Source organism: Flavobacterium sp., assembly GCF_029242675.1.
Taxonomy (GTDB): domain Bacteria; phylum Bacteroidota; class Bacteroidia; order Flavobacteriales; family Flavobacteriaceae; genus Flavobacterium.
Genome location: NZ_JAQWTM010000153.1, coordinates 1 through 3,010, shown reverse-complemented (window position 1 = coordinate 3,010; position 3,010 = coordinate 1). Strand labels below are relative to the sequence as shown.

Annotated in this window: 2 protein-coding genes and 2 pseudogenes; 3 read left to right on the top strand and 1 reads right to left on the bottom strand. The window is 32.7% G+C overall.

Annotated features, from left to right (window positions below):
- Window positions 1-74, bottom strand: a pseudogene (locus P8M54_RS06125) (50S ribosomal protein L31); the annotation flags it as partial.
- 245 nt (window positions 75-319) lie between these two features.
- Between P8M54_RS06125 and P8M54_RS06120 the strand changes: the two are divergent.
- The 3 genes and pseudogenes from P8M54_RS06120 to P8M54_RS06110 form a co-directional block, all read left to right on the top strand.
- On the top strand, window positions 320-862 hold the full coding sequence (locus tag P8M54_RS06120) for a DUF4199 domain-containing protein (RefSeq protein ID WP_300286290.1): 543 nt from the start codon (window positions 320-322) through the stop codon (window positions 860-862).
- Between the two features lie 3 nt (window positions 863-865).
- Window positions 866-1,822, top strand: a complete 957-nt coding sequence (locus P8M54_RS06115) for a glycosyltransferase family 2 protein (RefSeq protein WP_300286288.1) — start codon at window positions 866-868, stop codon at window positions 1,820-1,822.
- Between the two features lie 123 nt (window positions 1,823-1,945).
- Window positions 1,946-3,010: pseudogene (locus P8M54_RS06110) on the top strand (phospho-sugar mutase); the annotation flags it as partial.

Here is a 3,010-nt window from a genome sequence, read left to right as displayed (position 1 = left end):
ATAAAAACTTCGTCATTTGACATGTCTTTAAATGCAACTAATCTGTAATTCTCTGGGTGTACACCTTTTTTCATCTTGTAATTCTTTTTTATTTGTTTTGGCTATAATTCCTTTTGAAGCTTTCCTTGTTAAAGGGAAAGGTATAAATTCATTATAACTTTTTGTTTTATTCTGTTATTTTGAGTTTGCAAATTTACAATTATTTTTCAATAAACAATTCTTTGACTTCTTTTTTTTATAAAATAGTAAAAATATTTTTTTACCCATGAATATATAGGGAATTACTATCTTTGTGGATTATTCACAAATAAACTATTTTATGAAAAATACTATATCACCTGCTAAATCAGGTCTTTTGTACGGAGTCTTCTTTGGGGTTATTATGATTTTAGAATTTGTAATAATGTATATAGTAGGTATGAAATCACTAGTAGATACCAGTGCAGGTGTTATTACAAACATTTTAAATTATCTTATTTTACCATTAGCGTTAATTTACATGGGATGCAATAATTACAAGAAAAACATAAATGGTGGATACATCTCTCTTAATGAATGCTTAAAAACAGGTGTTTCAATAGCATTTGTTGCTGCATTTATCTACGCAACTTTTAGCGTTATATTCAATATTATTTTCCCTGAGTTCACTGATGAAATGATTGCACTTACAAAAGGGACAATGATTACCAAAAACCCAAATATGACTAGCGCAGAATTAGAAATGGGATTATCAATGGTGAGAAAGTTCATGAATCCTTTAATAGTTTTCCCAGTGACTTTAGCAATGTATTCTTTTTTTGGACTAATCTATTCTTTACTTGTTGGAGCTGTTATAAAAAAAGACAAATATCAAAGTATATAATAAATGAATTTATCAATATTAATCCCCTTATTAAATGAGGAGGAATCACTTCAAGAATTATACACTTGGATCATTAAAGTGATGCAATTAAACAATTATACTTACGAAGTTATCTTTTTAGATGACGGAAGTACTGATAATTCTTGGTCACTAATAAGCAAATTTGCTGCCGAAAACCCAAACATCAAGGGAATTCGCTTTATGAGAAACTTTGGTAAATCACAAGCTTTACATGCTGGTTTTGCTAAAGCTCAAGGTGAGGTAATTATTACCATGGATGCTGATTTACAAGATAGCCCCGAAGAAATTCCGGGACTATACAATATGATTACAACTGAAGATTTTGATCTAGTTTCGGGATGGAAAAAGAAACGTTATGACTCAGTTGTTGCAAAAAATTTACCTTCAAAACTATTTAATTGGGCTGCTAGAAAAACATCTGGAGTACAATTAAATGATTTTAATTGCGGCTTAAAGGCTTACAAAAACATTGTAGTTAAAAATGTGGAAGTTTCTGGTGAAATGCACCGTTATATTCCTGTACTTGCAAAAAACTCAGGTTTTAATAAAATAGGTGAAAAAGTAGTACAACACCAAGCAAGAAAATACGGTGAAACTAAATTTGGTATGGAACGTTTTGTAAACGGTTTTCTAGACTTAATCACTATTTGGTTTTTATCACGTTTTGGAAAAAGACCAATGCATTTATTTGGCGCTATGGGTTCATTTATGTTTATCATAGGTTTTTTACTTGCAGGATATATAGGTATTTCTAAATTATACCACATGTACAACAACATGCGTTATAACTTAGTTACTGACAACCCTTGGTTTTTTATTGCATTGACAACAATGGTTTTAGGCACGCAATTATTTTTGGCTGGTTTTCTGGGTGAAATTATCTTACGTACTAAAAACAACGAGGAACGTTATAAAATTTCGAACGAACTTAACTTATAACGCATCCTAGCCCTGATAGCAGCGGCATCCTTTTTATCTTGTTTTTTTTCAAGATAAAAAGATAGAGCGAATAGCAGGATATAGCTCCTTAAAAAAAATAATTAACTGATAATAAATAGACATATGGATATCAAACAAAATATTCTAGACGCAGTAAATGAGTGGTTAACACCGTCATTTGATACGGCTACACAAGCAGCAGTAAAAGAACTAATTGCCTCATCACCTACGGAACTTGAAGAGAGTTTTTATAAAAACCTTGAATTTGGTACCGGCGGAATGCGCGGTGTAATGGGCGTAGGAAACAATCGTATTAATAAATATACGCTTGGAAAAAGTACGCAAGGATTGTCTAATTACTTAAAGACTAGCTTTCCTAACCAACCTTTGAAAGCGGTGATTGCTTACGACTGCCGTCAGAATAGTGATACGCTTGCTAAAACGGTTGCTGATGTGTTTTCGGCAAATGGAATTGAAGTTTTCTTATTTTCAGAATTAAGACCTACTCCAGAATTATCATTTGCTGTAAAACATTTAGGATGCCAATGCGGAATCGTACTTACAGCCTCTCATAATCCACCAGAATATAACGGATACAAAGTGTACTGGCAAGATGGAGGACAAATTGTTCCGCCTGAAGATGCTGGAATCATCAATGTAATTGAAAACTTAGATTATAGCGAAATCAAATTTGAAGCAAACGAAGGTTTGATTCATTATATCGACAAAGATTTAGATGCCGCTTTTATAAAATCATCGATTGCAAATGCTAGTTTTAATACACCGCAAGAAGCGAAAGACAATTTAAACATTGTTTTTACTTCTTTGCACGGTACTTCCATTACTGTTATTCCTGAAACTTTATCACAAGCAGGTTATACCAATGTGAATATTGTTGAAGAACAAAGAATTCCAGATGGTAGTTTCCCTACTGTTAAATCTCCTAATCCTGAGGAGCCCGAAGCACTTGCTATGGCGCTTGCATTAGCAGATAAAACGAATGCTGATATTGTGGTAGGAACAGATCCTGACTGTGACCGCTTAGGTGTTGCTGTGCGCAATAATGAGGGTAAAATGATTTTGCTTAATGGAAACCAGACTATGGTTTTAATGACTGCATTTTTACTAGAACAATGGAAAAAATCAGATAAAATCAATGGAAAACAATTTATAGGATCTACAATTGTT

Bases quoted from the DNA above. Each gene is read 5' to 3' on its own strand.
- P8M54_RS06120 (WP_300286290.1), top strand. From the start codon at position 320: ATGAAAAATACTATATCACCTGCTAAATCAGGTCTTTTGTACGGAGTC.
- P8M54_RS06115 (WP_300286288.1), top strand. From the start codon at position 866: ATGAATTTATCAATATTAATCCCCTTATTAAATGAGGAGGAATCACTT.